The organism is Thermostilla marina (assembly GCF_054657455.1).
The window spans coordinates 4,333,185-4,358,542 of record NZ_BAAHYR010000001.1 but is presented as its reverse complement, the minus strand read 5'-3'; the positions used below and the strand labels follow the sequence as shown (position 1 = coordinate 4,358,542).

At 60.7% G+C, this 25,358-nt stretch carries 20 protein-coding genes; 12 read left to right on the top strand and 8 right to left on the bottom strand.

Annotated features, from left to right (window positions below; all coding sequences use genetic code 11):
- Window position 1: 1 nt before the first annotated feature.
- From ACYQ2I_RS15745 to ACYQ2I_RS15715, 7 genes are all read right to left on the bottom strand, one after another.
- Entirely contained in the window at window positions 2-253 is a 252-nt protein-coding gene (locus ACYQ2I_RS15745) for an acyl carrier protein (protein ID WP_460167985.1), read from the bottom strand.
- A 120-nt stretch (window positions 254-373) separates the two neighbouring features.
- Complete coding sequence (locus ACYQ2I_RS15740; RefSeq protein WP_460167984.1) at window positions 374-1,618, bottom strand: beta-ketoacyl-[acyl-carrier-protein] synthase family protein; 1,245 nt, start codon at window positions 1,616-1,618, stop codon at window positions 374-376.
- Window positions 1,619-1,752: 134 nt separating this feature from the next.
- A complete protein-coding gene (locus ACYQ2I_RS15735) occupies window positions 1,753-2,757 on the bottom strand; it encodes an NAD-dependent epimerase/dehydratase family protein (RefSeq protein ID WP_460167983.1) in 1,005 nt (334 codons plus the stop codon).
- Window positions 2,758-2,893: 136 nt separating this feature from the next.
- The gene (locus tag ACYQ2I_RS15730; RefSeq protein WP_460167982.1) at window positions 2,894-4,282 is read right to left on the bottom strand and encodes a DNA polymerase III subunit gamma/tau domain-containing protein; all 1,389 of its coding nucleotides are present in this window, start codon (window positions 4,280-4,282) and stop codon (window positions 2,894-2,896) included.
- Between the two features lie 156 nt (window positions 4,283-4,438).
- Window positions 4,439-6,118, bottom strand: coding sequence for a fatty acid CoA ligase family protein (locus ACYQ2I_RS15725; RefSeq protein ID WP_460167981.1), 1,680 nt, complete (start codon window positions 6,116-6,118; stop codon window positions 4,439-4,441).
- 278 nt (window positions 6,119-6,396) lie between these two features.
- Window positions 6,397-8,613 (bottom strand): 1,4-alpha-glucan branching protein GlgB, encoded by a 2,217-nt coding sequence (gene glgB, locus ACYQ2I_RS15720; protein WP_460167980.1) that lies wholly within the window; start codon window positions 8,611-8,613, stop codon window positions 6,397-6,399.
- 253 nt (window positions 8,614-8,866) lie between these two features.
- On the bottom strand, window positions 8,867-9,667 hold the full coding sequence (locus ACYQ2I_RS15715) for a ribonuclease H family protein (RefSeq protein WP_460167979.1): 801 nt from the start codon (window positions 9,665-9,667) through the stop codon (window positions 8,867-8,869).
- 444 nt (window positions 9,668-10,111) lie between these two features.
- On the opposite strand from ACYQ2I_RS15715, the gene ACYQ2I_RS15710 reads away from it, so the two are divergent.
- The 12 genes from ACYQ2I_RS15710 (at window position 10,112) to dnaB (ending at window position 23,909) form a co-directional block, all read left to right on the top strand.
- Window positions 10,112-10,945 (top strand): undecaprenyl-diphosphate phosphatase, encoded by an 834-nt coding sequence (locus tag ACYQ2I_RS15710; RefSeq protein WP_460167978.1) that lies wholly within the window; start codon window positions 10,112-10,114, stop codon window positions 10,943-10,945.
- Window positions 10,946-11,180: 235 nt separating this feature from the next.
- Entirely contained in the window at window positions 11,181-12,770 is a 1,590-nt protein-coding gene (locus ACYQ2I_RS15705) for a hypothetical protein (protein ID WP_460167977.1), read from the top strand.
- 379 nt (window positions 12,771-13,149) lie between these two features.
- On the top strand, window positions 13,150-14,346 hold the full coding sequence (locus ACYQ2I_RS15700; protein WP_460167976.1) for a trans-sulfuration enzyme family protein: 1,197 nt from the start codon (window positions 13,150-13,152) through the stop codon (window positions 14,344-14,346).
- A 174-nt stretch (window positions 14,347-14,520) separates the two neighbouring features.
- Window positions 14,521-15,678: a trans-sulfuration enzyme family protein gene (locus ACYQ2I_RS15695; RefSeq protein WP_460167975.1), complete on the top strand. Its 1,158-nt coding sequence runs from the start codon at window positions 14,521-14,523 to the stop codon at window positions 15,676-15,678.
- Window positions 15,679-15,906: 228 nt separating this feature from the next.
- The gene (locus tag ACYQ2I_RS15690) at window positions 15,907-17,154 is read left to right on the top strand and encodes a DUF6666 family protein (RefSeq protein WP_460167974.1); all 1,248 of its coding nucleotides are present in this window, start codon (window positions 15,907-15,909) and stop codon (window positions 17,152-17,154) included.
- 466 nt (window positions 17,155-17,620) lie between these two features.
- On the top strand, window positions 17,621-18,643 hold the full coding sequence (locus tag ACYQ2I_RS15685) for a ribose-phosphate diphosphokinase (protein WP_460167973.1): 1,023 nt from the start codon (window positions 17,621-17,623) through the stop codon (window positions 18,641-18,643).
- A gap of 365 nt (window positions 18,644-19,008) precedes the next feature.
- Window positions 19,009-19,644 (top strand): 50S ribosomal protein L25, encoded by a 636-nt coding sequence (locus ACYQ2I_RS15680; RefSeq protein ID WP_460167972.1) that lies wholly within the window; start codon window positions 19,009-19,011, stop codon window positions 19,642-19,644.
- Window positions 19,645-19,731: 87 nt separating this feature from the next.
- Window positions 19,732-20,292: an aminoacyl-tRNA hydrolase gene (gene pth, locus ACYQ2I_RS15675; protein WP_460167971.1), complete on the top strand. Its 561-nt coding sequence runs from the start codon at window positions 19,732-19,734 to the stop codon at window positions 20,290-20,292.
- Between the two features lie 185 nt (window positions 20,293-20,477).
- Window positions 20,478-20,909, top strand: a complete 432-nt coding sequence (rpsF, locus tag ACYQ2I_RS15670; protein WP_460167970.1) for a 30S ribosomal protein S6 — start codon at window positions 20,478-20,480, stop codon at window positions 20,907-20,909.
- Between the two features lie 63 nt (window positions 20,910-20,972).
- Window positions 20,973-21,410, top strand: a complete 438-nt coding sequence (locus tag ACYQ2I_RS15665) for a single-stranded DNA-binding protein (RefSeq protein ID WP_460167969.1) — start codon at window positions 20,973-20,975, stop codon at window positions 21,408-21,410.
- A 96-nt stretch (window positions 21,411-21,506) separates the two neighbouring features.
- Complete coding sequence (gene rplI, locus ACYQ2I_RS15660) at window positions 21,507-22,052, top strand: 50S ribosomal protein L9 (protein WP_460167968.1); 546 nt, start codon at window positions 21,507-21,509, stop codon at window positions 22,050-22,052.
- Between the two features lie 339 nt (window positions 22,053-22,391).
- Window positions 22,392-23,909, top strand: a complete 1,518-nt coding sequence (gene dnaB / locus ACYQ2I_RS15655) for a replicative DNA helicase (RefSeq protein ID WP_460167967.1) — start codon at window positions 22,392-22,394, stop codon at window positions 23,907-23,909.
- Between the two features lie 12 nt (window positions 23,910-23,921).
- On the opposite strand, the gene ACYQ2I_RS15650 is transcribed toward dnaB, so the two are convergent.
- Window positions 23,922-25,133, bottom strand: a complete 1,212-nt coding sequence (locus ACYQ2I_RS15650) for an SHD1 domain-containing protein (protein WP_460167966.1) — start codon at window positions 25,131-25,133, stop codon at window positions 23,922-23,924.
- Between the last annotated feature and the right edge of the window lie 225 nt (window positions 25,134-25,358).

The window sequence follows — 25,358 nt, the reverse complement described above, 5'->3', positions numbered from 1 at the left end:
ACTAAAGATCCTTCATCAGCGGTTCCAGGTAATCGATCGTGCTGTTCATCGTGACCAGCTTCGGATAGTCCTCTTCCGGAATCTGAATCCGGTATTTCCGACGCAGGGCCAGCACGATGTCCAACAGGTCCATGCTGTCCATATCGAGCTGGTCTCGCAACGGCTTGGCGTCGTCGATCGAATCGAGATCGTCATCGGGCGAGATGTCGGCGAGAATATCGATAATGGCTTGTCGGATTTCTTCCCTCGTCATGCCGCATTCACTCCACGTGGCTTCCCAATCAGGTTGATGTGTCCCAGGTATCCTCTCGCCGTCGGGCGGCGGGAGGGCAAGTTTCACGTTTCAAACCGCCTAACGTCCTCACGGGACGTTTCAGACTTTTTGGACGATCACGACCGAATTGATGCCCAGCATGCCGAACGACGTGTTCAAAATCGTGGAGACCTTTCCTTTTTCGAACGGTTCCCGTGCGACTAAGTTCGGAATTTCGCATTCGGGATCGAGTCGATCCAGGTTAATCGTTGCGTGAACGACGCCGTCTTCGAAGGCGGGCAGATTGCCGGCCAGCTCCAAGGCTCCGGCCGCCCCCATCGCGTGACCGATGAAGCTCTTGGTGTTGTTGAAGTACGTGTTGCGACTGCCGTCGAAGACTCGCCGGATCGCCATCGCCTCTTGAATGTCGCCGGTGGTCGTCCCGGTCGCGTGGGTGCTGACGATGTCGATATCGTCGGGCGACAATCCCGCCCTCGCCAGTGCCGCTTCGATGCACTCGGCTTGTCGCTCGTAATTGGGGTGGACGAAATCAGTGGCGTCGCTGTTGGTCGCATAGCCGACGACTTCGCCGTAGATTCGTGCCCCGCGGCGTTTTGCGTCGGCCAGACGCTCGAGAGTGAAGACGCATCCTCCTTCGGCGACGACGATACCGTTCCGATCGACATCGAACGGTCGGGATGCCTTGGTCGGATCCTCGTGCGATGCCAACGCCCCTTGGGCATGAAATGCCGCAAAGATTCCGAACGTGTGAATGCTTTCGGAAACCCCGCCGCAGAGGGCTAAGTCGCACTCGCCCAACCGCAGCATTTGAACGCCTTGGATGATTCCGGCGTTTCCGGCGGCGCAGGCGGCTCCGATGGTGTAATGCGGGCCGGTAATGCCCATGTTGAGCGTAACCTCACCGGCCGGATTGTTCGCTACGGTACGCGGGTTGTGATGATGCGACCAAACGCTGGTATCGTAATCGTACTGCTTTAGTTCGTAAATTTCGTTTTCGGTTTCGACGTTGCCGTGCTCGGTAATGCCCAAATACACGCCGACGCGGTGCTTCTCGACGTTTTCCCAATCGATTCCGGCGTCGGCAACCGCCTCGTTCGCGCAGTAGATGGCGATGCTGCCTGCTCGCGTTCCGCGTCGTACCTCTTTACGGCGCTGGTACCGCAACACGTCGCAATCGCAAATCCCGGCGACCGTCTTGCCGAAATAGCGGATTTCGTAATCGCGGACGCCGCTTTTGCCGGAAAGTAGGGCCTCTCGATACTCGCGCAGACTGTTCCCGTTCGGCGCCGTGAGCCCGACACCGGTGATGACTACCCGCTGCGTATCGTCCAGATTCCGTGTCATAGTCTTTCAGTTTCCGCATGGACAGAAACTTAGAGATTACCCGTTTCGCGAGGGGAAGGCAAGCCACGCAAGATCGCGCGGCGCCCCCAAACGGAGGGCAGATCAGCCCGCTTCAAAGGCTGCCCTTACCATGATCATTCTTCGCGCAACCACTTTGCGAGACGCTGCATGCCCTCTTCGTGCGAGACCACCGGCTCGTAGCCGAGGCACTCTCTCGCGTTTGTGATGTCAAAATAGTGTGGTTGGGCGAGTTGGAGAGCCAGAAATCGCGTCATGGGCGGTTCGATGTGCTTGGGAAGCAGGCGGAAGATCCATTCGCAGACGTACCCGATCCGATAGGCCGTGGAAAGCGAAATCGATTTACGGACCGGTGGAACGCCTGCCAGCGCGAGGATTTCGTCGATCCATTCCCAGCATCGCACAGGCCGACCTTGGGAAATGAAAAAGGCGCGACCGCCGACTTGCTCGGGGCGTTCGTGAAGCGCTCGATCGGCGACAAGCTGCGCTTCGACGGCGTTGTCGATGTATACGTTGTCGATCAGGTTGGAGCCGTCGCCCACGCGGCGAAGCCTGCCGGATTTCGCCCTTGCGATCAGGCGAGGGATCAGGTGCCGGTCGCCCGGTCCCCAAATCAAATGGGGGCGTAGGGCACAAGTGGACATACCGTCTTCTCCGTGCTGCGCCAGTACGGCTTGCTCGGCCAGGGCTTTCGAGCGCGGATAGTGTGCCAGCCACCGGCTCGGATAGGGGGCCGATTCGTCGACGTTCTCTTGCGGCGATCCGTCGAAAGTCACGCTGGGACTGCTGGTGAAAACGAACCGGCGCACGCCCGCCCTGCGTGCAGCGTCGAGTAACTGAATCGTGCCCAAAGTGTTCGTTTCGTAATAATCTCGCCATCTCCCCCAGATTCCCGGCAGTGCCGCGGTGTGATGGACTGTTTCGACGCCGGTGGTCGCTTTTTTCAGACTTTCGCGATCACGCAGGTCGCCGACGACGATTTCAGCGTCGAGCGATTCGACGGCCGGCGTAATGCGGCGGACGAATACGCGAAGGGGCGCACCTTCGCGGCTGAGACGAGCCGCCAAGGCCCCTCCCAGGAAGCCGGTGGCACCGGTGACGAGGATTTTCTTTTCGCTCACGGGTCGATCCGATCGAGCACGAGGTGGGAGCAACAAAGACGGTAGCCGCGCCATCGAGGAAGCGCGACGCCCGATCTCGAAAAGTGATTGTAGCCGTCGGCTCAGGCCGATGAAATGTGTCGCGCAGCGACGGAGATCAAGGGCGACGACGCGGTGTGCTCCGCGGAGCACGCCCGGTCCGGCGGTCTTCCTCCTGCTGGATCGTTTCGAACCGCTTCATCAATTCCGGGTCGTCAGAGAATCCCGGTCCCGGGTCGGCCGATTGGTCGTCTTCCAGGCCGGGAATCGGAATGGCTTCGTCATATTCCTCTTCAGGTTCGTCTTTCGGCTTCGCGGTCGGTTCCGTATTCGGCTTTTCCGCAACGGCTGCTTCGTCGGCCTGCGGTCGACGCATCAGGCCCGGGCGGTCCGGTTCCATATCGGGCGCGAGTTTTACCTGCGAGACAGGCACGTAAAGCGAAAATTCGCCCTCTTCGCCGAAGGCCGAAGCCGGGAGTTTCAGTTCGAGGTCTTTCAAACCGGCCGGATCGGTAACGCCTTCGGGGAGCTCGAACACGAGAACTTCGTCGATCGTGTCTCCCGGCGGAATCGTGCCTTGGGCCTGTTGCCCCACGACCTTCATGCCGCGCAAAGCCTTTTGTTTGAGCGGTTGTTCGCCGCGTTGCGTGACGGTGATCTCGTTGCCGCTGAGCGACCATGACCGATACGAAAGCGGCTTGTCGCCGCTGCGATTGGTCAGTTCCATGCGAAGAATCAAGTACGGATTGGCCGTGTGACCGGTGGTCGCTCCGGCTTCGACGCGGACGCGTCCGATTTCGGCCGAAACGATCTGCACGCGGGCCGCGGCGGTTTCGTCGCTCAGCTTCGAAAACTCACCGCCGAAGGCCGCGGCGGCCTGTCGGGCCGAATCGAGTTCGTCGCCGCCGGGGGCCGCAGGCGAGGTGCTCACCGCAGTCGTGGAAACGCCGAGTTCGGAACCCAATTCGTCGAGGATCGGTTTGCCGTCGCTGTCGATCGGCAGATCCGGCACGTTCGGCTCGGCGGATGCTTGCGCCGTCGGAGACGACGTTGAAGACGATTGCACCGGCGGCCGAATCAGCACGACGATCAAAATCACCGCTCCGATGACCAGCCCCACCAGTCCACTTACGACGAGTGTCTTTTGTTTTCGGCGACGCAGCCGACGACGACGGGCGAAATCGTCGGCAGTCAGCGGTTTTTCCTTCGAGGCACTTGGTGCTTTTGTCCGCGGGGATGCGACCGAACGCGTGGCCGCAGGCGGGGCTTCCAGCGGCTTGGCGACCGGCGGTTGCGCGGCGGTTCCGGCGGAGGTGGATGTCGACTTCGCCTCGTCGAACAGGCCGCGAACCTTTTCTGCCGGGTACCACGGTCCCTCGGCCGATTGGGCGACCATATCGCCCGGTCGGACGCGACCTTCGTCGGCGTATCGACGCAACGTTTCAGCCTCGATCGGTCCGTAGACCTGGGGATTGCCCTGCTGTCGGAGAAACCAAGTGCCGGCCATCGTCCTGTTCGTCGCGTGAGAAGGGTTCCGAGGGATGAGGCGCCACGTGCCGCAACCGGGCGGCTTCTCTTTGTCTTCAATGTAATCGCTCGTCACTTGTGGGGCTACCGCCGACCCTACCGTCGGCGGAGGTTCACTCGCTCGAGCGATTGCCGATCAGTCGGTCGCTTTGTCGCGGCGATACGCTTTGTCCAGACGCTTCGCGGCCCATTCGGCAAGTTGTTCGCGGAAGATCTTCGAGTTGTGGCGAATATCGACCGGAAAACCGGGATGAATCAAAAAACGGCGAATGGAGCGCGTTTTCTCCTTGCCGTCGGCGGCGCGGGCGACGGCTTCGAGTAACTCGCGATCGGAGGAGGTAATACCCGATTCACGGGGCGACGACCGCTCGATGATCGCAACGGGGACCTGACGGCCCTGCGGCCCGACGCCGACAAGCGCGCTGCGAAACACGCCGGGAACCTGGTTGAGAATCGCCTCGCAGGGAATCGTGAACAGGGTTTCGGTCGCGGTGACCACGCGATGAGCCTTGCGCCCGCAATACCAAAAACGGTCGTCTTCGTCGAGGTAACCGACGTCGCCCATGCGGTGCCAGATTGCGTCGCCGTCGGTAATCTTGGCGAGCGGATTGGCGTCGGTACGGGTGACGTACTTGCGGGTGACCGCCGGGCCGGTGACGATCAGCTCGCCTATTTCACCCGGCGGCAGCGGTTCGGCTTCTGCCAAAGTGCGGATCGGTTCGTCGGTGATGCGGATGACCTGCCATCGAACATCGGGGAAGCGGCGACCGACGCACACGCCGGCCCCTTCGCGCGTGCGGTGGATCGTTTCGCCCAACACCTCACTCGCGGCGATCGACGCAACGGGCAAGGCCTCGGTCGCTCCGTACGGCGTGTACATTTCGCCCTCGGGGTGGATCGAGGCCGTCATGTTTTCGAGCACGTGATCGGGGACCGGGGCGCCTGCCGAGTAGATTCGCCGAACCGAATCGAGTCGAATGTCGTGCTCGCGACAATATCGCCCGACGCGGTTCCACATCGCTGGCGAGCCGAACATTTGGGTGGCTTCCCATGCCCTCGCCGCAGCCACGATGTTTCGAGGATCGACTTGCGCAGGCCGCGTGGGATCCATCCGCGGGATGATCGTGGTGACGCCCATCGCGGCGTTGAACAGGCCGAAAAGCGGAAAGCCGGGGACGTCGGTGCCGCCGGGGGCAATCGCGTAATGGTCGCGGATCTGCACGACCTGGCTGTCGAATGTTTGCTGGGTGTACAACACGCCTTTGGGTGGACCGGTGCTGCCGGTGGTGAAGATGATTGCCGCGGGCGAATCGGGCTCCGTCGGTGCGACGGAAAGCTCCGGACGCCCCATCTTTTTCAGTTGATCCAGGGTGACGCCGCCCCAAAACCAACGTTTTCCTACGGTGACGTGGAATCGTGAGCGGGGGAAGCGACCCCGCAAAACCGAGCGCACGGCATGAACCGGAGGGATCGCCACGAAGCCGTCCGGCTCGGCCTCCGCCAGGCAGCGAATCAAGTTTCGCTTGCCCATGCCCGGGTCGATCAGGATCGTGACGGCTCCCGATTTCAACAGTCCGAACACCAGCGTGACGAAGTCGATTCCCGGCCGCACCAACAGCGCCAACCGATGTCCGGGTTCGACCCCCAGTTTCCACAGGCCCGACGCGATGCGGTTGCTGTCTTCTTCGAGTTGTCCGAAGTCGATCGTGCGGTAGTCGTCGCGTTTTCCCACGTCGGGACCGATCGGCTCGGCGACCGCCGTGCGATCGGGTATCTCGGCGGCGAATCGGGTGAGGTGACGCGTAACGTTTAGCATGGGGACTACATCGACTCGGCAACGGGAATCGCAGGGAATACGTCTCGGCGGCCGAGGCCGACCGCCCGGGAGCGATTTCGCCATCTTACCCGATCGTGTCGCAAGATGTAGAGCCCGCGCAGCGGCTGCGCGAAAGGCGCGTCCCGCCGACCGCCCGGCAACTTCGGCTCTTTGGGGAACATGCGCGTTGCCGCGGCGGCGTTTCTCACGAGTGCGAAAAAAGAACGAGCGGGCGAAGACACCGGCCTTGCCCGCTCGAAGAGGTTCCGACAAATACGCTACCCGTTGCGCTCGGGTTTGAAGATCACGGCTCCCAAAGGCGGCAATACGATTTGCATCGACGCCGGTTGATCGTGCCACGGGAGCGGTTCGGCCTGCACACCGGGGAAGTTCCCCAGATTGCTGCCGCCGTAATACTCCGAATCGCTGTTGAAGATTTCACGGTACCAGCAATTTTCAGGCACGCCGATGCGGTGTTGCAGCCGCGGGACGGGCGTGAAGTTACACGCGATTACGAGGTAATCGCTCGGATCTTCGGCGCGGCGGATGTAGCTGAGCGTGCTTTCTTCCCAATTGTGGCAGTCGATCCATTGGAATCCGTGCCAATCGTAGTCTTGCTGGTGAAGCGCCTTTTCGTTGCGCAAGAGCCGATTCAAATCGGCCATGCATCGCTGGATCCCCTGGTGGGTTTCCCACTGGAGCAGATGCCAATCGAGGCTTTTGTCGAAGTTCCATTCGGCCCATTGGCCGAACTCACCACCCATGAACAACAGCTTCTTGCCCGGATGCGTCCACATGTAGCTGTACAACAGACGCAAGTTGGCGAATTTTTGCCACAGGTCGCCGGGCATCTGATCCAGTAGCGATCCCTTTCCGTGGACGACCTCGTCGTGCGACAGCGGCAACACGAAGTTTTCGTGGAACGCGTAGATCAGACTGAAGGTGAGTTGGTCGTGGTGGTAACGGCGGTAGATCGGATCACGGTGCATGTACGACCGGGTGTCGTTCATCCACCCCATGTTCCACTTCATCGTGAAGCCCAAGCCGCCGTCGTAGGTGGGTTTCGTCACGCCGGGCCAAGCGGTCGATTCTTCGGCGATGGTGAGCACGCCGGGATAGTTCTGATGGACCTGTTCATTGAACAGTTTGAGGAACGCGATCGCCTGAAGGTTTTCGCGGCCGCCGAATTCGTTGGGTATCCAGTCGCCCGGTTCGCGGCTGTAGTCGAGGTACAGCATGCTGGCGACGGCATCTACCCGCAGACCGTCGACGTGATACTTGTCGAGCCAAAACAAGGCATTCGCGATGAGGAAGTTACGGACCTCGTAACGTCCGTAGTTGAAAATGTGGGTTCCCCAGTCGCGGTGTTCGCCTTGGCGCGGGTCTTCGTGTTCGTACAAGGCGGTACCATCGAAACGTCGCAGGCCGTGGGCGTCGCGAGGGAAATGGGCGGGAACCCAGTCGACGATCACGCCGATGCCGTTCTGGTGGCAGTAATCGACGAAGTACATGAAATCTTCGGGGGTCCCGTAGCGCGACGTAGGCGCGAAGTAGCCCGTCACCTGGTAGCCCCAACTCGCCGACAACGGGTGCTCGGCCACCGGCAACAACTCGATGTGCGTGTAGCCCATCTCCTTGACGTAATCGACCAGTTGATGAACCAGGTCGCGGTAGCCCAACCACAACTGGGGCGTGTCGGGCGAGCGTCGCCAGCTTCCAAGATGCACTTCGTAGATCGAGACGGGCTCTTTCAACCAGTCGGTCTCGGCGCGTCGCGCCATCCACTCGGCGTCGTTCCACTGGTGGTGCGACAAGTCGGCGACCTTCGAGGCGGTGCCGGGGGGCACTTCGGCGGCGAAGGCGAACGGATCGGCCTTGTCGAATACCTGGTCGTAATGCCGGATCCGGAACTTGTAAAGATCGCCTTCCTTGACGCCGGGAATGAACAATTCCCAGAAACCGCTGGGAATGTGTTTTCGCATTTGATGCGCGCGACCGTCCCAGTCGTTGAACGTGCCGACCACGCTTACGCTCGTTGCGTTCGGTGCCCACACGGCGAAGTTCACCCCGCGGACGCCGTCGATTTCGCGGATTTGGGCGCCGAGCTTTTCGTAGCAACGCCAATGCCGCCCCTCGTTGAGAAGGTAGCGATCGAAGTCGCTCAACAACGGCGGAAAGGCGTAGGGATCGTGCATGGTGATGCTCTTACCATCTTCCTCCGCTACCCGGAGGAGGTACTTGGGCGGATCGCCCTCCGTCGCCGGACAAACCGCTTCGAACAGGCCCGCCGGATGAATTCGACGCATCGGGCGCGGTACCCCGTTGTGGGCCAGGTCGATGACCCAAGCCTGCTTCGATCGCGGCAAATATGCACGAACGGCCACGGCCTTGCGGTCGCCGTCGCGGACGACGTGCGGCCCCAAGATTTCAAACGGATTTTCGTGGCGCCCCTCGATCAACTGGCCGACATGTTCAAGTGGAACAGTGGTTCGCACCTGGACCTCCTTGGTGTTTGCTTCCATTGCTGTCGAGTTTCCTACCCCAAAAGTCGGACCATCCTGCCCGTCCCGAAGCGATCTGTGCTTCGCGGTCGTCCTTGCTAAAACTCCTAAAATTCGTGTCTTTCCTTGAATTCGCTTCCTGCCTCAAAGTCCCAGGTGACCAGTATTCCAATAGGTAGCATATGCTCGTCAGGGATGTCCGGGCAACCGGTCACCATGTGAATCCGGCGGGAAAATGCCCCATGGCTCAATACCGACAACGCGTCGGCGGCAGGGGAGCCTTGGGCGGGGGAAGTACCCCCCAGTCTTCCAGCAAGCGCCGCGTGAGGGCTTGCCAGCGACGGACGTATTCGTTCGCCGTCCACCGCTTCCACCACGCACGCAACCTGTGTACGAAAGGCTTGAGCATCTGCCGGCCTGTTCGGTCGTGATGCTTGTCGATCGAACCGAACGGGACGCCGGAAAACCGATGCGCAAGGTGGGGACGCGGTCGATGGGCGCGGTCGACGCGGAAACGCACCCCTCCCATCGAGCCCGATCGCGTTCGGCAACCGTCCGATTCGCTTTGGGACGTTTGGAAGGCGGTGTGCGGTCGCGGCCGTTGGGCATGAGCCCGGTCGATGCGCCACGTGCGGCAATCGACGCGGTGAATGCGCATTGCCCGATCGAGTCGTTCCCACAGGTCTCGGTGGGGAACAGGCACCAACTCGCCGAAACGCTCCCAGCGCCACTCCGCCCGCTTCCATTCCGCCATGCCGACGGCGATGCCTTCTTTGACGAAATGGTTCGAGGTGACGACGGTCACCCACGAGGGGCAATTGAGGGCTTCCAACCCTCGGACGGTCGTCAACAACGCGAGCCGATCGCCGCGGAGTTCGGGTTCGTAGTCGTCGGCCGTGAACCGATCCGAGCCGTCTTGGGATCGCAAAACGAACCGCCATCGGCCGGGATCGCCGTCCAGGTCGACATCGACGAACAAATAATAGTGCGGAAGCGGATCGAGTCGATCTCCGGCGGCCGTCGGGATGTACGGGCTGGTGAGGGGCATGGTCGCGTTTCCTGGTTGCCGCACCAAGATGCCTGCCCGTCCGTGGAAACCTGCAATGTGCTCGATCGTTGCCCTTGTCCCGCAAACACTTCTCCGTCAGCGTTTGGGCGGCAAGGGATTTCCGGCTAATCTCGCTCACGCGACATCCGAGATGCCGCTCCGAAATGTTCGCTTGGTTGGTTCTTGTTTGCTATATTTCCCATCTTCTCTGGTCGGTCGATCAGAATATCGTCATGCGGCTGGTGAATGATCCAGTCTTCCGGTCCTCAATCCGGCGTGTTCTCGGGCTGGAAACTGCTTGAGTGGTGGGGTCGTGCAAACGGTTCGGGCTGGTCGAGGGGTAAGGAATAGGCAGGCGGGGTGTCTTTCTCCAGATTCGAGACGGCCGATTGCCGATGCACATGCCTTGGGTGATTCGACCGCTTTTCCGCGAGGATGGTTTCGATGGACGCGCTCGCCGATTTGGTGGAAGTTCTCGTCTTGGCCGTTGTCCAAGGGTTGGGCGAGTTCTTGCCGATCAGTTCCTCGGGACACGTCGTGATCGCGGCGGCGGTCTTCGATCGGTTTGGGCAAGTGCTGCACGAGAAACTGACCGTCAACATCATTTTGCACCTCGGCACGTTGTTGGCCATTCTCATTTTTTACCGGCGCCGAATCGTCGGCCTGTTGACCCGCGACCGGCGAACGATCGGTTTGTTGCTGGTGGGGACGATTCCGGCAGGTGTGATCGGTGTGGCCTACAAGAAGTTCCTGGGCGAGCTGCTCGTCGGTGCCTGGGGATTCGATCCGCTGGAAAACGCCTTGACCGCCGGAGTGATGTTGCTGGGAACCGGCGTGATGTTGCTGGCGGCCGAGCGGGCACCGGCCGGAGACAAAGATTGCCGCGATTTGAGCTACATCCAAGCCCTGTTGATCGGCGTCGCCCAGGCGATCGCAATCTTGCCCGGCATTTCGCGGAGCGGCAGCACGATCGTGGCCGGATTGTTCTGTCGCCTCAAACGCGAAGAAGCGGCGGCCTTTTCGTTTTTGTTGGCGATTCCGGCCATTGCGGGCGCCGGGCTGATCGAATCGCTCGATTTGCTCGACCGCCCGGCTCTCGACACTTCGGTGCCGGTGCTCGTGCTCGGAGCGGCGGTGGCATGCGTCGTCGGCCTGGCCGCGTTGCGTTGGGTGATCGACTGGTTGCTGCGAGGGCGGTTGCGCTGGTTTGCCGCTTGGGTGTTCGCCGTCGGCGGCATTGTGCTTCTGTGGCAAATCGCCGAATATCTGCTTGCCTGAGCGAGCCGCGCGGGACGATGGCGAATGCGCCGACCGCGCGCACCGATGTGCCTTCTTCCACGAACTTCGACAATTGGCACCAGCCACCTTCGCCCCACGGCCGATCGGCCGTTTTTCGCCTACGCGCTTTTCCCGGCACATGCTGCGAAACATACTCGAATTGCCGAGTTCGAGATCGCCGTTCTCGGCAAACGAGCTTTTTACCTGCAAGAGCCACGGAAGAGGAGGGGAAACGATGAGGCACGCACGATTCATCGTTGCGGCATTTTGGTGCGCAGTAGCGGTCGGGCCCGCCGTTCTTTCAGCGGCCGACGAGGCCAAGCAGCTCGTCTACGGCCGACCGCGAATCGGCATGAACCTGAGCGGTCCGGCCGATTGGAATACCGAGCTGCCGTTCGTCGACGTATTTCGGATGTCTCGCCCTTGGATCAGTCAGCGGGCAGGGGCCGGCTGGGGACAAGGTCCGGAATTGGAACTCGACCGTTGGGGCTGGGTCAAACGTCTCGAACCGGGATGCTACGCCGAGACGATGCTCTGCACGATTGCGGGCGGACACTATCCGGCGGGCCGATATACCGTACTTTACGACGGGGAAGGTGAACTGGCTTTTGCAAAGAACGCACGCATCGTTTCGCAAGAGCCGGGCAAGATCGTCATCGAAGTCGACGCGTCGCGGGGTGGTTTCTCGCTGCAAATCCGCAAGACGAATCCGGCCGATTACGTTCGGAACATCCACGTCATCATGCCGGGATTCGAGGACACGTGGCAGGAAAACCCGTTCCATCCCGCATTCTTGCGTCGATGGCAGGGCATGGCGTGCTTCCGTTTCATGGACTGGATGCATACGAACGGTTCCGAAGTCGAGCATTGGGACGATCGGCCCACGTTGCAGCATGCCACGTTTTCGAAGCGAGGCGTGGCGTTGGAGTTCATGATCGACCTGTGCAATCGCACGAAGACCGATCCGTGGTTCTGCATGCCGCACAAGGCCGACGACGAGTTCGTCCGCCGCTTTGCCCGGATGGTGCACGAGCGGCTGGATCCGTCGTTGCACGTGTATATCGAATATTCCAACGAAGTGTGGAACGGCCAGTTTCCGCAGAACCATTACGCGGGCGAACGGGGAATCGCCCTCGGTCTGGGCCCGCAAGACCGCCCTTGGGAAGCCGCATGGCATTACACGGCGGTGCGGTCGGTCGAGATCTTCAAGATTTGGGAAGACGTGTTCGGCGGCCACGAACGGCTGATTCGCGTCTTGCCGTCGCAAGCGGCCAACACGCATGTGGCGGAACAAATCTTGAGCTTTCGCAATGCGGCCGAACATGCCGACGTGCTTGCCGTTGCGCCGTACATGTCGTTTTCGGTCGGACGCGGCAAGTTGGGCGACATGGCCGACGAAATGCAAGACTGGTCCGTCGAGCAATTGCTCGATTCCTTCGAACAGACCGGGTTTGCCGATAGCCTTCGGTGGATGGAGGCGAACAAACAGATCGCCGACAAGTACGGCCTGGGACTGGTGGCCTACGAGGGCGGTCAGCATATGGTTGCCTTTGTGAGAGATCGGGAGGTGTCCGACAAATTGACCGCCTTGATGCACGCAGCGAACCGACATCCGCGGATGGGTGAGCTGTACAAGCGATATCTCGACCATTGGGCCGAGATCGGCGGCGGCACGTTCGCCAATTTCTCGTCGATCGGCCGTTGGAGCGTCCACGGCTCGTGGGGGTTGGCGGAATATTACGACAGCACGCCCGACGAATATCCCAAGTTGAAGGCCGTTCTCGAATGGGCGGCGGCACACGGCCAAAACGTGTACCTTCCGTGAGCCGGCCGGATTGATTGGCCAAATGCCCAAGCGGTTCTGCGGCGAAACCGCCGGCGACGAATGTCGAGCGGTGAGGAGATCGATTTGCCGGCTTTTGCCCGGCCGCGTTGCTTGCCGCAGCGACTTCGCCGGAGTAGAATGGCGAGCTAATGGGATTTGCGGCCGCTTGCAGCCATAATCTGCTAAAGTGCCATCGTCGTCCCATCGGGTGACGATCTCAACTTGAGCCGAATCGATCGCGACCGCCCCATGGTTTGGTGAGTCGCGATTTTTCGTTCTTGGTTCGGGCAGAGTTCGGCTACCTGCGCCGCGAAACGAAAAGTCGTCTCCGGCATCTGATGCTTGCCCTTTGACCTTCCGAACGACAGCAGCAGTAACTATGTCCGACCAACAAAGCCCGAAACGTCCTGGATTGTCTACGTTGTGCGTGCACGGCGGCGAAGCCCGCGTCAAGCCGGGGTTCGCGATGACCGATGCCATCTTTCAAACGGCGACCTACACCTTCGAGAACACCGCCGCGGTGCTCGATTACCTCGCGGAAAAGGTCGAACGTGAAGAGTACGGCCGCTACGGAAATCCCTCCGAGAAGGTCGTCGAAAAGAAACTCGCCGAACTCGAAGGCGGCGAGGCCTGCGTGACTTTTTCGTCCGGGATGGCGGCCGTGGCCGGGTACTTGCTGGCGAAGGTCAAAGCGGGCGACGAAATCGTCCTGTTCGACGAATGCTATCACCGCACCCGTCAGTTCTGTCGAGAAACCTTGGGGAAATTGGGCGTCAAGACGCATCAGATTCCCGCGTGCGATTACGAAAAGATGGAAGCCGCGATCAATGAAAACACGCGGATCCTCATCAGCGAGTCGCCGACCAATCCGCACATGAGCGTCGTCGATCTCGAACGGTTTGCGGCGCTCGGCAAAAAGTACGGGGTCGAAACGCTGATCGATGCGACTTTGGCCACGCCGTACAACGTCCGGCCGTTGGAATACGGTATCGACGCCGTGTTGCATTCGTGCACGAAGTATCTCGGCGGGCACAACGATTTGCTGCTGGGGGCAGTGATCGGCCGCGAAGAGATAATCGAACCGGTGCGTGATCTGCGCGGCGTGATGGGAACGAACAGCACGCCGATGAACGTCTACCTGCTGCAACGCGGCTTGAAGACGTTCGAGCTTCGAATGCAGCGACACAATGAAAACGGCCTGGGGTTGGCGTCGTTTCTGGAGAACCATCCGAAGGTCGAAAAGGTGTACTATCCCGGCTTGCCGAGTCACCGCGATTACGAAGTCGCCAAACGGACGATGCGTGGCTTCGGCGGCCTTGTGACGTTCCTCGTCAAGGATGCCGATGCCGACGCCACCGCCCGCGTGATCGACGCCGTCAAGATTCCGCGCATCGGTCCCAGCTTGGGCGGCGCCGAATCGCTGATCGAGCAACCGATGTATATGAGCTATCACAGCCACACGCGCGAGCAGCGATTGGCCGTGGGAATCCCCGATAACATGATCCGCGTTGCCTGCGGCCTCGAGAATCTCGATGACTTGATCGAAGACTTTGCCCAGGCTTTGGATCAAATTTGAGTTGCAGGCGGGGATTGCTTTCATTTTCGCGGCGAACTGTTTTGTGCCCGGCGGCGATGCGCAGCGAAGTGCCGCACGACGTTTCTCCGGCAATTCGCGGCCTTCCGGTGATTCTGTTGTATGATCGCGGCGGCAAAACGTCCGGGGCCGCGATTATTCGATCGGAGCCGACTCATGCGATTTCGAACACGAGCGATTCACGTGGGCAACAGCCCCGATCCCGAGACGGGCGCCGTCGTGCGGCCGATCTACACGGCCGCAACCTATGTGCAGCCCGGTGCCGGTGAATGGGGGCGATTCGACTATTCCCGCAGCGGCAATCCCACCCGCGCGTGTTTCGAAGAAACCATCGCGTCGCTCGAAGGCGGTTGCGGAGCGCTGGCTTACGCGTCGGGAATGGCCGCGGTCCACGGCGCCATGATGCTCTTGTCGCCGGGCGATCACGTGATTGCCGGGGAGGATATTTACGGGGGCACGTACCGGTTGCTGCATAAAATCTTGCAACCGGCGGGCATAGGCGTCACTTTGGTCGACACGAAAGATACCGGACGACTCGATGAGGCCCTGCGTGAACGCCCCCAGACGAAACTCGTGTGGATCGAGTCGCCGGGGAATCCGTTGATGTCGATTACCGACATTGCCGCGTGTGCCGAAATCGCCCATCGCCACGGGGCGCTTTTGGGAGTGGACAACACATTCGCCACGCCGGTGTTGACCCGTCCGCTCGAATTGGCGGCCGACATCGTCATGCATTCGACGACGAAATACATCGGCGGGCACAGCGATGTGCTCGGAGGAGTCGTCGTCGTTCGCGACAAGGAACTGTTCGATCGGCTCTACTTCATTCAGAATGCAACCGGGGCGGTGATGGGGCCGTTCGAGGCGTACTTGTGTTCGCGCGGATTGAAAACCCTCGAATTGCGCGTGAGGGAACAGTGCCGCAGCGCGGCGGTCCTGGCGGAACGGCTCCTGAAACACCCGAAAGTTGCCCGCGTGTTGTATCCCGGGTTGGGGGGACATCCCGGTCATGCCGTTGCCGCGCGGCAGATGGACGGCGGTTTCGGGGCGATGCTCAGTTTCGAGCTGGACGGTACCTACGAGCAGACCAAGAAACTCGTCGAATCTACCCGTTTGTTTCAACTCGCCGTAAGTCTTGGGGCGGTCGAGTCGTTGATCGAGCAACCGGCGGCGATGTCGCACGCCAGTTACGACCGTGAAGACCGTCTGGCCCACGGTATCACCGACGGCCTGATTCGCATCTCGGTCGGCCTTGAAGATCCGGATGATCTTTGGGAGGACTTGGCCCAAGCAATCACCGCTGCGACGACCTGACAGCGCTCGGCGGCGCACCCCCTGAAAGACGGGGGCGTGTTAAAATTTGCGGATTATATCGACTTTAACGGAAGAATCGACCGCCTTCGGTTCGATACATCTCTCGGCAAGATGGACTGCGCACGGTTTGCCCGCTGGTGCGGGCGGACGAAACCCCGTCGGATCGCCCTCCACGGCAAGGGGGGGTTCGGCGAAGCGCATGGATGACTATTCCGAGAGGTGTCGAACATGTCCTCCCTGAAATTCTCCGCGGTGGTACTCGGCTTGTTGGGGGCTGTCTGGGCGGTTCCCACGTTTGGACAAACAGCCTACATAGCCCAAACTCAAGCGTCTCAGTCGCGCGGGCCGTTGACGCACTGGCTTTTCCAGAACCCACGGGCCACGACGCGTGTGGGCGGCGCCCACGTTCATACGGTGTCGCAGCAGACACCGGAGCTGATTCCGACCCCGGCCGCTGAGAACGGCGAAGAGATCGTTCTGGGCGAGGGCGAGATCATGGGGCCGATCGTCGACGACGGCCTGCAACCCGGCGACGTCGTTCAGGGCGCCGTGCCCGGCGATTGCGTCGCCTGTGCTTCCAGTGGTCCCTGCCCCTTGCATGGCGGTCCGATGATGGACGGGTGCTACTATCCCGGGCCGGTCATGCGGCTGTTGTGCAGTGGGTGGTATCGTAACCTCGATGTTTCTTTCGGGGCCCACGGCTTCAAAGGGCCGGCCGATCTGGGGCGGAACGGTAATTTCGGTTTCAACTACGCATTGAACTGGGGTGCCCCCTTGGGGGATCCGTGGGGAATCGGCTACCAAGTGGGGGCTCGGGTCGTGCACAGCGATTTTCCCGGTCACGCCGCGCTGACCGCCGTTGATGGAAGCGCCGTTTGGGGTGCCAACCGCACGCAATTCTTCATGACTGCCGGGATTTTCCATCGGCCCGAGTGTTCGCGACTGCAATGGGGCGTCGTGTTCGACTGGATGCACGACAGTTACTACGACGACGCCGACGCGAAGCAGATCCGGAGTGAAGTTTCGTTGTGGCTCGACGACCGACGCGAGATCGGTTATTTCGGGGCTTACGGCGTGGGCGACGGGCAATTGGCGGTCGACAATCTTGAAAATCGCCTGTCGACGCCGCTGGAGCCGACCGACGTGTTTGCGGTCTTCTACCGGCGACACTTTTCGGGCGGAGGTGAAGGTCGCTTGTGGGTCGGTGCGTCGGGAAACGGCGACGGCGTGCTCGGGGCCGATGCGACGATTCCCCTGGGAACCAGTTGGGCCTTGGAAAACGTCGTGACCTACCTCAGCCCCGACGAGGGGACCGGTGCCGACGGCATGAAGGAAGAGAGTTGGGCGGTCGCCATCCGGCTGGTGTGGTACCCCGGCCGTTCGTCGATCGAGGCGATCAACTCCAAGTTTCGGCCGCTCTTCCGTGTTGCCGACAATGGAGCCTTCCTCACCGATGCGCCCGGCGTGACGCCGTAACCGACCGGATAGCAACCCGGCCGCCGCACTACGGCGAAACCGTTACGAACGCGTGATGTCCGAGAAGTGTCCTTGCAAAGGATGCTTCTCGGATTTTCATTTTCCGCCGTCGAGATGCGCCGATCGCCGATCGGTCGATGGCGATGCCGCCGCAACCGAGCGTCGACCGAGGTGCCGAAAAAGCAAATGGCGGAGGCGCAAAACAAAAAGTCGGTCCCAAGATCTGGAAAGATCGGCCGAATCGTGGCAAGATGACCACTGGCGAAGACGTCGTGTGCGGCGGTGTTGCCGGTGTTCGGGGCCTCCTGTGTCGCCGACAAATACCTCAGCGACGTCGTTCTTTCCCGCAAGCGTTCTTTTCCGGTGTGTTAGAATAACCCGGATTCCGGACCTTGATGCCGACTCCCTTGGTGAGCAAAACGGAAACGGCTATCCGACGATGTCCCCGTTGGCGAGCACGAACAGCATGAAGATTTTCAGCGGTCGCTCGAACCGTCCTCTGGCCGAACGCGTGGCGGAATACCTTGGTTTGGCCCTGGGAAAAATCACGATCACGAATTTTCCCGACGGCGAAATCTACTGCAAGATCGAAGAAGACGTCCGCGGGCGAGATATCTTCATCGTTCAGTCGACGTGCGATCCGGTGAACTCGAACCTGATGGAACTGTTGATCATGATCGACAGTTTCAAGCGGGCGAGTGCCGAACGCATCACGGCGGTGATTCCCTATTTCGGCTATGCACGGCAGGACCGCAAAGATGAAGGTCGCGTGCCGATCACGGCCAAGCTGGTGGCGAACTTGATCACGCGGGCCGGGGCCGATCGCGTGCTCACGATGGATCTGCACGCCGCGCAGATTCAGGGCTTTTTTGATATCCCGGTCGATCATCTTTATGCGGCACCCGTTCTGGACGCCTACTTCCTCGAAATGGGGTATCCCATGGAGGATATTGTCGTCGTCAGCCCCGATGCGGGCAGCATCAAGCGGGCGCTGATGCACGTATCGACTTTCGGCGGGAAGTTGGCAATCGTCGACAAACGCCGCGACGCATCGGGAACGGCCCACCAGGCCCACCTGATCGGCGACGATCTCAAGGGCAAGATTGCCCTGATTTTCGACGACATGATCAGCACGGCGGGGTCGATCTGCGGCGCTGCCGAGATGGTCCGCGAGGCTGGTGCCGCAAAAATCTATCTGGCTGCCACGCATGGGGTGTTCTGCGGTCCCGCGATCGAGCGGCTTCGCGCAGCCGAGGTCGAAGAGATTGTCGTCACCGATACGATTCCGCTTCCGGCGGATCGACGGTTGCCGAATATGCGGGTCGAGACCGTTTCGCACTTGCTCGGGGAAGCCGTCAAGCGAATCCACCGCAACGAGTCGGTCAGCCACTTGTTCCGCACGTATCGGGAGATCGGGCGGTTGCCGCGATCCGTCGTTCCGGTCCATCAGGCGGCGCAGCGTTCTTCCGACGCCGAGGTCACCTCGTAAGACGCTGCGATAGATCGGCAGTCTGCAGAAAATGCGGCGAGAACGTTGTCCTTGCCGGTTTGGGCGGGACGCGTTTCGTCGCTTCTTGTTGTTGCCGAGCCGGTGGGGCTTGCAATTCTCTCGATTTTCGTGAAAATCACTGGTTTCGACTCCCGAGCGGATGGCTGCTTCTGGGAGGAGAAATCACAAGTGTGAACAGGATGGATGCTCGTTGTCGGGATTGTGGGCCCGGGTGGGGCTGGTTTCGATCCGCCGGTTGGCTGATAATGGGCATCTTGTAGATATTCCGCACGGCGTTGAGTGTGCCGTCGAGGGGGAGCGTATCGTCCTTCGCACGGTGCGAACGGCTGATTCAGGTGGAGCCCATGAGCGAAACATTGCATGTCGAGGTTCGCAACGTATTCGGCAAGCGAAACGCACGGCGCTTGCGCGCCCGAGGTTTGATTCCGGCCAACTTGTACGGCCACAAGCAAGAGTGTGTCGCCTTGTCGGTTCCGGCTTCCGAGATGGAGGCGGCCGTTCGGCACGGTTCGCGTATGGTCCGGCTCGACGGCGGCGTGCAGGAAGACGCCGTGATTCGGGAAGTGCAATGGGACACCTGGGGGCTGGAAATTCTGCACGTGGATTTTTTGCGGGTATCGAAGGGGGAGTCGGTCGAGGTGACCGTGCCCATCGAAATTCGCGGCGAAGCTCCCGGCGTGAAGGAAGGTGGTGTGCTCAAGGTCCATCTCCACGAGTTGGAGATGGCATGCCCGGCCACCTCGATTCCCGAAAAAGTTGTCGTGAAGGTGAACAACCTCGAGATCGGGCAGCACATTACGATTGGTGATTTGGCGTTGCCCGAGGGAGCGAAGGTCGATATCGATCCGTCCACGGCCGTCGTCAGTTGCGACGCTGCCGGTGAGGCCGCCGAAGAGGAAGAAGAAGCGGCCGAAACCGGTGCCGCCGAGCCGGAATTGATCGGTCGGAAGAAGGAGGAGGACGAGCAGGGCGACCAGTAACGACGGTCGAGGTGATCCGTGCTGCGGCGTTTCCTGGCGTGGCTGACCCGCGGCGAACGAGCCGGTTCGTCCGGGCGGGAGCCGATCATGAAGCTTGTGGTCGGGTTGGGAAATCCGGGGCGTCGCTACGAGGGTACACGACATAACGTCGGCTTCGAAGTACTTCGCAGACTTGCTGCGGAATGGGCCGACGGAAAGCCTCGAAAGCAGTTTCACGGCGAAACCGTCGAGGCGCGGATCGCCGGATTGAAGGTCCTGCTGTTGAGTCCGACGACATACATGAACCGGAGCGGGACGAGTGTTGCGGCCTGCGCCGGGTTTTACCGACTGGAGCCGAAAGATATCCTGGTCGTCTGCGACGACCTTGATTTGCCGCTAGGGAAACTCCGGTTGCGGCCGAAAGGTTCCCCGGGCGGACACAACGGGCTGGCCGACATCATCCGCATGTTGGGGAGAGACGATTTTCCCCGTCTGCGGGTGGGCATCGGGCGGCCTCCGGCCGGTGCCGAGGCGGCCGATTATGTGTTGGATCGTTTTTCGAGCGAGCAACGCCCCGTCATCGAGTCGGCGTTCTCCAGAGCGGCCGAAGCGGTCGTTACTTGGGTGGAACGCGGAATCGACGAGGCGATGAATCGATACAACGGATGACTCGGCGAACGTCGACGGCGACGATTCGGCGAGTGGCGAGGCGGGCTGATCGCTTCGCACGAGAGGGCCGCGAAAGCGTTTTTCGCGGGGATGATACAGATCACTGGTTCGAGCCGATCGCCGTCGGGGCGACGGTTCCCTGGTTCGAAAGTCGGTTGTTACGCGCGTACAGCCACTGAAGGAGCGTGGTCTTGGCTCAGAACTTCTACGAAGGCTTGTACATTTTGGATTCCGGTCAATTCGCCCGGGACCCCAATGGTGTCGTCCAACAGTTCATCAAGGTGATCGAGGATGCCGGCGGGGAGTTCCTCGTCAGCCGCATTTGGGAAGAACGCCGCTTGGCGTATCCGATCGAGGGACACCGTAAGGGCACGTATTGGCTGACCTACTTCAAGATCGACGGGCGCAAGCTCGATGAGGTCAGCAAGCAATTGCGCCACGCCCCGGGAATCTTGCGGTTCCTGTTCGTGAAATTGGATCCGCGTATCGTGGAAGTGCTGATTGCACACGCCACCGGCGAGGCGATTGAAGAAACTCCGGAATCGGCCGGCGAGGAATCGTCCGAAGAATTCGAATCCGACGCCGCCGCCGTGCAAACCGAGGGCGAGACCGCCTGATCGACGGGATCGGCGCGTGCGGTGTGCATTCCGACTCGTGTACGTGGGGCAAGGAGTCGACACATGGCCAGTTACAATCGCGTGATCCTGGTGGGGAACCTGACGCGGCATCCCGAGTTGCGTTCGACTCCCAGCGGAATGCACGTGTGCGAGATCGGTGTGGCGGTGAACGACCGGCGGAAGAACGCCAACGGTGAGTGGATCGAGGAAGCCACGTTCGTCGACGTCACCTTTTGGGGGCGAACGGCCGAAATCATTTGCGAGTACCTGACCAAAGGCTCGCCGATTTTGATCGAAGGTCGACTGAAGTTGGATACCTGGGAAACCCAGGACGGCCAAAAGCGATCGAAGTTGCGGGTCGTCGGCGAGCGAATGCAGTTTTTGGCCGGGCCTCGCAACGAGGGCGGCTCGCGTCCGAGTGCGTCGCGGCCCATGCCTTCTGAAAGCGAAGCGCCGGGAGACGATTTCGCCGACGACTTCGGCGACGATGTCCCGTTCTGATCCGAACAGCGCGTCGTACCGACGTACAAACCAACGACAACCATGTAGTGAACACCACGCTCCGGGCGTGGTCGGATGAAACCAACGAGGGTGACCATGGCCAGTCCGAAATCGAAGCGGAAGAAGAAATCGGGGCTTCGCGGAGGGAAACTCCCCAAGGGGCCCAACGGTGGGGTTCAGCTCCTCTTGGTCCAGTCGATCGAACACTTGGGCAAAGTGGGCGATGTGGTCGAGGTGAAGCGCGGCTACGCCGTCAACTACTTGCTTCCTCAGGGGCTCGCCACGATCGCGACCGATCATCACAAGCGGATGGTCGAGAAACACAAGGCGAAGTTGCTCGAGATCGAGCGGGCGCGGCTCGCCTCGCTGCGACAATTGGCCGACAACATCGCCCAATTGAGCGTGAGCATCGAAGCGAACGCGAACGAGGAAGGGCACCTGTACGGCTCGGTCGGCGCGACGGAGATCGTCCAGGCCTTGAAGAAGGAAAACGTTTCGATCAAGCCCGAGCAGGTTCGCTTGGAAGGACCGCTGAAGGAGCTCGGCTTGTACACGGTGAAGATTCACCTCGGTCCCGAAGTTGATACCGAATTGAAGGTGTGGGTCGTGCCCGCCGTCGCCGACGGTGCCGCCCAGGCCTGAATCGATTGAAAGCCTGCACAGGCGGAAGCTCTCGACGACGAGTTTCCGCCTTTTGTCTTTCTTGAGGCACAAAAGGCCATCGGTCGCAAGTTTCCAACATCGATTCCCCGCGAAAGGCGGAATGTACCCGCATCGGTGGGCGGCTTCGGTACGGAACAGGGCCCCGCTCCCGCGGAATGGAGGTTTCGTCCGCCGGCTGGTCAATTGACGGTACCTGACTTCCGATCGAGGACGGCGCTTGCAACCGGAAGTGCCCAGGGGCAAACTGGGTGGCGCACAGCTTGACGCAACCCGATTCATACGGTCGGACGCTATACGGGCTACGGAAGGGAAACGACAATGGATTCGCTCGACGCGCAGACTCGCCGACGACAGGATGCTTCGCACCACTCGCTGGTCGATCGCGCGCCGCCGCACGACGAAGGGATCGAGCGTCAGGTCCTCGGGTCGATCCTGATCGATCCCGAAGTGCTCGACGACGTGATTCCGATCGTGCACGAAAACGATTTCTACGTCGATGCGCATCGGCGTATCTATCATCAGCTCGTCGAGATGCACTCGAACGCCGAGCAGATCGACGTCGTCTTGTTGACCGACCGGCTGAAGCGGGCGGGTGAGTTGGAAGCGATCGGCGGGGCGGCCTATCTGGCCGAAATCGTCGGATCGGTCGCTCATGCCGCACATGCGACGCATTATGCGAACATCGTCCGCAACTACGCGACCGCCCGCGCGTTGATTCATGCAGGCACCGAGATCGTGCGGGAATCGTACGATCTTTCGATTCCGCCCGAATCACTGGTGAATCGGGCCGAAGAACGCGTGTTCGCCGTCCGTAACGAGCGCAGCCCGACCGAGGCCGTCTCGATGGAAGAGGTGTTGGTCGATGCCTTCGAAGAAATCGACCACATGCTCGAGCACGGCGGCGCGGTAGGCGTGCCCACCGGTTTCGTCGATCTCGACAAGATGACCGGCGGATTGCACGAATCGGAGCTGATCATCTTGGCCGCGCGGCCGAGTATGGGAAAGACCGCCTTTGCCACGAACATCGCCGATTACGTGAGTGTCGAAGCGCAGGCGACGACGCTGTTTGTCAGCTTGGAAATGTCCCGGATCGAGCTGGCCAAGCGAATGTTGTGCAGCCGCGGAAAACTGAACGGGCAGAAATTCCGCAGCGGGTTTCTGTCGGCGTCGGACCGCGAAAAGTTGGTCGAGGCGGTCGATAAACTCAATCAGGCAAAACTGTACATCGACGACAATCCTTCCCGCACCGTCACCGAAATCGCCGCGACCGCTCGACGCCTGAAACGGAAAGACGACCTGAAACTGATCATCATCGACTACTTGCAGCTTATCGAGCCCGAAAATCCTCGTGATCCGCGTCAGGAGCAAGTGGCGAAGATGACCCGCCGGTTGAAGGTGCTCGCCCGCGAATTGAAAGTGCCGATCATCTGCCTGGCCCAGCTCAACCGGCAGACGGAAATCGCCAAAGACAACCGACCGCGCCTGAGTCACTTGCGCGAGTCGGGAGCCATCGAGCAGGACGCCGACGTCGTCATGTTCGTGCACCGCGAAGAGTATTACCACAAGCGGGAAGAGGCCGAGGCCAAAGGACTGGTCGGTATCGCCGAGATCATCGTCGCCAAGCAGCGAAACGGGCCGGTCGGCGATGTCAAATTGGCCTGGCGGCATGAATATACGAAATTCGAGAACCTCGCCCCCGACGAAATGGGAGACTACTCGTACGACGGTGATTCGTACGATCCCGGCGTCGATGCCGCAGGCGATTTCGGAGGCGGCGGATACGACGATTTCTCGGAATACGCCGATCCCGCCGGTGATTATGATGCCCCGTTTTGACGATCGCCGCGGTCAACGGTGTTCGTCCGTCGAATTTTTCGCCGGAGGAATCTCGAACAATGGGGCGGGATAGCCTTCACTAGTGGCGTACAAGGTCTTGCCGTCGCTGCCGTAACACAACGCTTCGCCTTGCCGCCGTTGCGGAAGCACGATACGCCGGGGCGGGCGTGCGAAGGCTTCCTTCCATGTTTCTCCCTCGTGGCGGGTGAACTCGTAGGCGTCACCGTAGGTGCCCACGACGGCCCGGTGTCCGTCGGACGAAACGTCCAACGCCGTGACCTCGGGCAATGCCAATTCGGCGATTTTGCGGGCGGTGACGGCGGGAAGAACCTCGTTCCCCTTGACTTCCTTCGGCCACGGCAACGCATACGCATTGCAGCCGATCCCGTGTTCCTTCGCGATCAACAGGATCGTGCCGTCGGTCGAATCGACGGCCACGGCCTCGCAATCGTGGAAGTCGTCTTCATAGCGATAATAGATCGTCAACACGACCGGCAGAGTGTGTTCGAGTGCGACCGCGGATCGTTCGTCGACGGGCGGCGCAATGTCGGGTTCTTCGACCACGTGCAGGATCTGAATTTCGGAGGCAAGCCCGTTGTTGCCCGAGTCGGCGACGAGGATGTAGGGCTTTCCGTTTCGGCGGAACGAGGCGATATCTTCCCAGTCGTAGGCGATCACGTTTTCCAGCGGAAAGACGCCTCCTTCGCGACCGGCGGCGTCGAAGCGATACAGTCGCGAATCGTTGCCCGAGTCGTTGTGCGTGTAGAACCAACCGGGAAAGCGAATCGATGCGGCGATGCCGCTGCTTTCGTCGACGTTTCGGGAATGCAGTCGGGCGACCAGTCGACCCGGGGCGTAGGGGACCGCCAGCGGATCGTCGCCTTCGGCCAATTTGATCGAGGCCAAATCGCGCTTTTCGACCTCGGCGACGTATTCCTGATCTTCTTTGCTCAGCGTGTCGAGAGGGATTTCGAACAAGCGACCGTCGTCTCGCCGTAGCCAAACGCGGCCCGGGGCGTACGCTTCGAGTGCCGCGTCGACGGTCTGTCGGCCGTCGCGATGCGTCCACTGGCGAATCGGACTTCGCGCTTTGCGCTGTGCATAAATGACCGACGATGCCGTGACGACAAAGCCGATCGACAAAATAATGATTAAGGCAACGCGGACCGGGTGCGCACATTTGCCGCAGCCGCTTTGATGTCGGGAATGGGAACGGCACGTCATTTTGGTTTCCTCGATCGGTTTCGCGAGAGGATACTCGACGAAAAGGCGGGAGAATTCAGCATCGGAATGGTACGTTGCCCGCATCACGCTGCCAAGGCGCGCCTTGAAAAATGCGACGCGTCCAGTGAGGTTTTTGGCCGATAGAACCGATTTGTTGCGCCGCGTGGGTGCCTCTGATATACTAAAAAGTCGCACGCAAATTGCCGTGCGGCAAAAGACGACGTG